This window comes from Corallococcus praedator, from assembly GCF_003612125.1.
Classification (GTDB): domain Bacteria; phylum Myxococcota; class Myxococcia; order Myxococcales; family Myxococcaceae; genus Corallococcus; species Corallococcus praedator.
The window spans coordinates 1-4,441 of record NZ_RAWI01000577.1 but is presented as its reverse complement, the minus strand read 5'-3'; the positions used below and the strand labels follow the sequence as shown (position 1 = coordinate 4,441).

At 72.5% G+C, this 4,441-nt stretch carries 3 protein-coding genes; all 3 read left to right on the top strand.

Features of this window, described 5'->3' with window-relative positions; translation table 11 throughout:
• The first annotated feature begins 10 nt into the window (after window positions 1-10).
• Genes D7Y13_RS39065 through D7Y13_RS39055 form a run of 3 tightly spaced genes read left to right on the top strand, consistent with a single transcriptional unit; the run spans window position 11 to window position 4,385 of the window.
• On the top strand, window positions 11-1,210 hold the full coding sequence (locus tag D7Y13_RS39065) for an HlyD family secretion protein (RefSeq protein WP_120630985.1): 1,200 nt from the start codon (window positions 11-13) through the stop codon (window positions 1,208-1,210).
• Window positions 1,210-1,953 (top strand): ABC transporter ATP-binding protein, encoded by a 744-nt coding sequence (locus D7Y13_RS39060; protein ID WP_370450855.1) that lies wholly within the window; start codon window positions 1,210-1,212, stop codon window positions 1,951-1,953. The genes D7Y13_RS39065 and D7Y13_RS39060 overlap by 1 nt, the downstream gene beginning before the upstream one ends.
• An 11-nt stretch (window positions 1,954-1,964) precedes the next feature.
• Complete coding sequence (locus D7Y13_RS39055) at window positions 1,965-4,385, top strand: ABC transporter permease (RefSeq protein WP_120630984.1); 2,421 nt, start codon at window positions 1,965-1,967, stop codon at window positions 4,383-4,385.
• The last annotated feature ends 56 nt before the right edge of the window (window positions 4,386-4,441 follow it).

Below are 4,441 nucleotides of genomic sequence, written 5' to 3'. Positions count from 1 at the left end.
ACCCTATCTCCTGGTCGGACTGGGACTCGCCGTGCTCGTGGCGGTGACGGTGGGCCTTGGCCGGCTGCGCCCCGCCGCGCCCACGGTGGACCGGGCCTCGGTGTGGTTGGACACGGTGAAGCGCGGCCCGCTGGTGCGTCAGGTGAAGGGCGCCGGCACGCTCGTCCCCGAGTCCATCCGCTGGCTCACCGCCGACACCGCCGGCCGCGTGGAGCGCATCCACGTGCGGCCGGGCGCCAGCGTCACGGCAGGCACGCTCCTGATGGAGCTGTCCAACCCGGACGTGCAGCTCCAGGCGCTGGAGGCCGAACGCCAGCTCGCGAGCGCCGAGGGTGACTTCCTGGAGCTGCGCGAGGTGCTCCAGACGCAGCGGCTGTCCCAGCAGGCCGCCGTGGCCTCCCTCACCGCCGAGGTCGCGGACGCCGCTCGCCGCTCGCAAGCCAACATGGCGCTGTTCGAGAAGGCCTTCGTCGGCGACCTGGAGACGCGGCAGGCCACGGAGAAGGCGGAGGAGAGCCGCCAGCGTCTGGAGTTGGAGCGCGAGCGATTGGACGTCATGGCCCAGAGCCTGCGCCAGCGCCTGGCCTCCCAGCAGGAGCAGGTGGAGCGCCTGAAGGCCGTGGCCCGCTTCCGCCGCCAGCAGGTGGAGTCCATGAAGGTGCTCGCGGGCGAGGACGGCGTGCTCCAGGAGCTGCCCCTGGAGCTGGGGCAGTGGGTGACGCCCGGCGTGCTGCTGGCCAAGGTGGTGAAGCCCGAGCGGCTGAAGGCCGAGCTGCGAATCGCGGAGACGCAGGCGCGCGACATCCTGCCGGGCCTCAAGGCGCTGGTGGACACGCGCAACGGCGTCGTCGAAGGCACCGTGGCCCGCGTCGCGCCCGCCGCGAGCCAGGGCACGGTGCGCGTGGAGATCACCCTGCCGGACGCGCTGCCCAAGGGCGCCCGGCCCGACCTCACCGTGGAGGGCACGGTGGAGCTGGAGCGGCTGAACGACGTGCTGTCCGTGGGCCGTCCCGCCGGGGCGCAGGCGGAGAGCACGCTGGCGCTCTTCCGGTTGCTGCCGGGCGGGGACGAGGCGGTGCGCATCCCGGTGACGCTGGGGCGGGGCTCGGTGAACGCGGTGGAGGTGGTGCAGGGGTTGGCGGAAGGTGATCAGGTGGTGCTGTCGGACATGACCGCATGGGATGCGGTGGAGCGCGTGAGACTGCGATGATGACGACGATGACGAACGACAGCGGTGCCCTGACTCCAGGCGCGGGCGTGGTGCCGGGCAAGGCGCTGCTCCAACTCGACGGCCTCACCAAGGTGTTCGAGACGGAGGAGGTGGAGACGCACGCCCTGTCCAACATCCACCTCACCATCCGCCAGAATGAATGGGTGGCCATCGTAGGGCCGTCCGGCTCCGGCAAGTCCACGCTGCTGGCGGTGCTGGGGCTGCTCGACACCGCCACGCGCGGCAGCTACCTGCTGGATGGCAAGAGCGTGCTGGAGCTGTCGCCCGCGGACCGGGCGAAGGTGCGCAACCAACACATCGGCTTCATCTTCCAGAGCTTCAACCTCATCGGAGACCTCACCGTCTTCGAGAACGTGGAGCTGCCGCTCACCTACCGGGGCCTGCCGGCGGCGGACCGCAAGCAGCGCGTGGAGCGGGCCCTGGAGCGCGTGGGCATGGCGCACCGGGCGCGGCACCTGCCGGGCCAGCTCTCCGGCGGTCAGCAGCAGCGCGTGGCGGTGGCGCGCGCCGTGGCGGGCGACCCGCTCATCCTCCTGGCGGACGAACCCACGGGCAACCTGGACTCGAAGAACGGCGAGGCGGTGATGCAACTGCTGTCGGACCTGCACAAGGCGGGCTCCACGCTGTGCATGGTGACGCACGACCCGGCGCAGGCGCGCATCGCCACGCGCACCGTGAGCCTCTTCGACGGGCGCGTGGTGCAGGACGAACAGCTTCGCTGAGGAGGATGCCCATGGAACGCCTGCTCAACGACCTGCGCTACGCGCTGCGGACCCTGCGCAATGCCCCCGGCTTCGCGGTGGTGGCGGTGCTGACGCTGGCGCTGGGCATTGGCGCGAACAGCGCGGTGTTCAGCGTGGTGAAGGGCGTGCTGCTGACGCCGCCGCCCTTCGTCCAGCCGGAGCGGCTGGTGCACCTGGCGCCCAACTTCGACGCCTTCGGGCTGAAGGAGGTGTCCAACTCCCTCCAGGAGTACCGGGACTACGTCACGCTCTCGCGGGCCTTCTCGTCGCTCGCGGCCTTCCGGTCCGATGACATGACGCTCACCGGCCAGGAGTCTCCCCGCCGCTTCCACGTCGTCATCGCCACGGCCTCCTTGCTGCCCACGCTGGGGGTCGCCCCGGTGCTGGGGCGCGGCTTCACCGAGGACGAGCAGACGCCGGGCCGGGACAAGGTCGTCATCCTCACGGACGCCGCGTGGCGCGCGCACTTCGCGAAGGACCCGGAGGTGCTGGGGCGCTCGCTGCGGCTGGACGGGGAGGCGCACACGGTGGTGGGCGTGCTGCCGCCGGGCGTGACCTACCCGGAGGACACGGAGCTGTACGTGCCCTTCGCGCCCACGCCGGAGCAGACGCAGGAGTCCAAGCGGGGCAACCGCTACCTGCACGTGTTGGCGCGCCTCAAGCCCGGCGTGACGCTGGACGCGGCGCGCGCGGACCTGGTGCGCACGGGCGCGGCGCGCACCCCGGACCTGGTGGACCAGTACAAGCAGGCGGGCTGGTCCATGGGCGTGAAGTCGCTGGAGGAGCAGGTGGTGGGCGGGGTGCGGGAGACGCTGTGGCTCCTCTGGGGGGCGGTGGGCTTCGTGCTGCTGGTGGCGTGCTCCAGCGTGGCCAACCTGTTGCTCGCGCGGGCGGTGGCGCGAGGCCGCGAGGTGTCCATCCGCGCGGCGCTGGGGGCGGGGCGCGGAAGGCTGGTGGCGCAGTTCCTCACGGAGAGCGTGGTGCTGTCGGTGGTGGCCGGCGCGCTGGGCCTGCTGCTGGCGATGTGGGGCACGGACGCGCTGGTGGCGGTGGTGGGCGAGGGACTGCCGCGCGCCCGCGAGGTGCGCCTGGATCTCCCGTCCGCGCTCTTCACCCTGGCGGTGTCGGTGCTCACCGGCGTCATCTTCGGGCTGGTGCCCGCGCTCCAGGCCAGCCGCACCGACCTGAACGCGGCGATGCGTGAGGGCTCGCGGAGCACCGGTGGCCATCGCACGGGCCGGGTGCGCTCCGCGCTGGTGGTGTCCCAGGTGTCGCTCGCGCTGGTGCTGCTGGTGGGCGCGGGCCTGTTCGTGAAGAGCTTCCTCGCCCTGCGGCGCGTGGACGCGGGCTTCACCTCCGAAGGCGTGCTCACCGGACAGCTGGCCCTGCCCCGGGTGACGTACCCGGAGAAGTCCCAGCAGGTGGCCTTCCAGCAGGGCCTGCTGTCCCGACTCCAGACGCTGCCTGGCGTGGAGTCGGTGGGGCTCACGAACGTGCTTCCGCTGGGGGGCGCCATGGACCACAGCTTCGACATCGAGGGACGCGAGCGGCTGCCGGGTGAGCTGTGGAAGGCGGTGGAGTACCGCGCCGCCACGCCCGGCTACCTGCGCGCCCTGCGCGTCACGCTGCGACAGGGCCGGCTCTTGGAGGACCGGGACGGGCCGGACGCGCCCTGGGCCGTGGTCATCAACCAGTCCTGCGCGAACATCTTCTGGCCCAAGGGGGATGCACTGGGACACCGGATGAAGCTGCACGGCCCGGACAACCAGTGGGCCACGGTGGTGGGCGTGGTGGACGACCTGCGCGAGTGGGGGCTGGATGTCCCCGCGCGTCCCGCCGCGTACTACGCGCTGTCGCAGCGGCCCTCCGAGTACATGGGGCTCGCGCTGCGCCTGAAGTCCGGGGACCCGGAGGCGCTGCGCGTCGCGGTGGAGTCGGAGCTGCGCGCGGTGGACGCGGACCTGCCGCTGTTCGATGTGTCGCCCCTGACGCGGCGGATGGACGATGCGATTGGCGCGCGTCGGCTGTCGGCGCTGCTGCTGGGCCTGTTCGCGGGCGGGGCGTTGCTGCTCGCGGCGCTGGGCCTGTCGGGCGTCATCGCCTTCTCGGTGGCGCAGCGCACGCGGGAGCTGGGCATCCGCATGGCGCTGGGCGCGGCGCGGGGGGACGTGCTCCGGCTGGTGTTGGGACAGGGGCTGCGGCTGTCGCTGGCGGGGGTGGGCGTGGGGCTCGTCCTGTCCGTGGCGCTGACGCGGCTGTTGGGCTCGCTGCTGTATGGCGTGTCGGTGGACGACCCGTGGACCTTCGGGGGCGTGGCGCTGCTGCTCACCGGGGTGGCGTTGGCGGCGGCGTGGTTGCCGGCCCGGCGGGCCACGCGCGTGGACCCCATCATCGCGCTGCGCGCCGACTAACCCCTTCCGGTTTCTGGCACAGTTCCCACCCGTGGTGTCCCCCGTGTCCGAGTCCC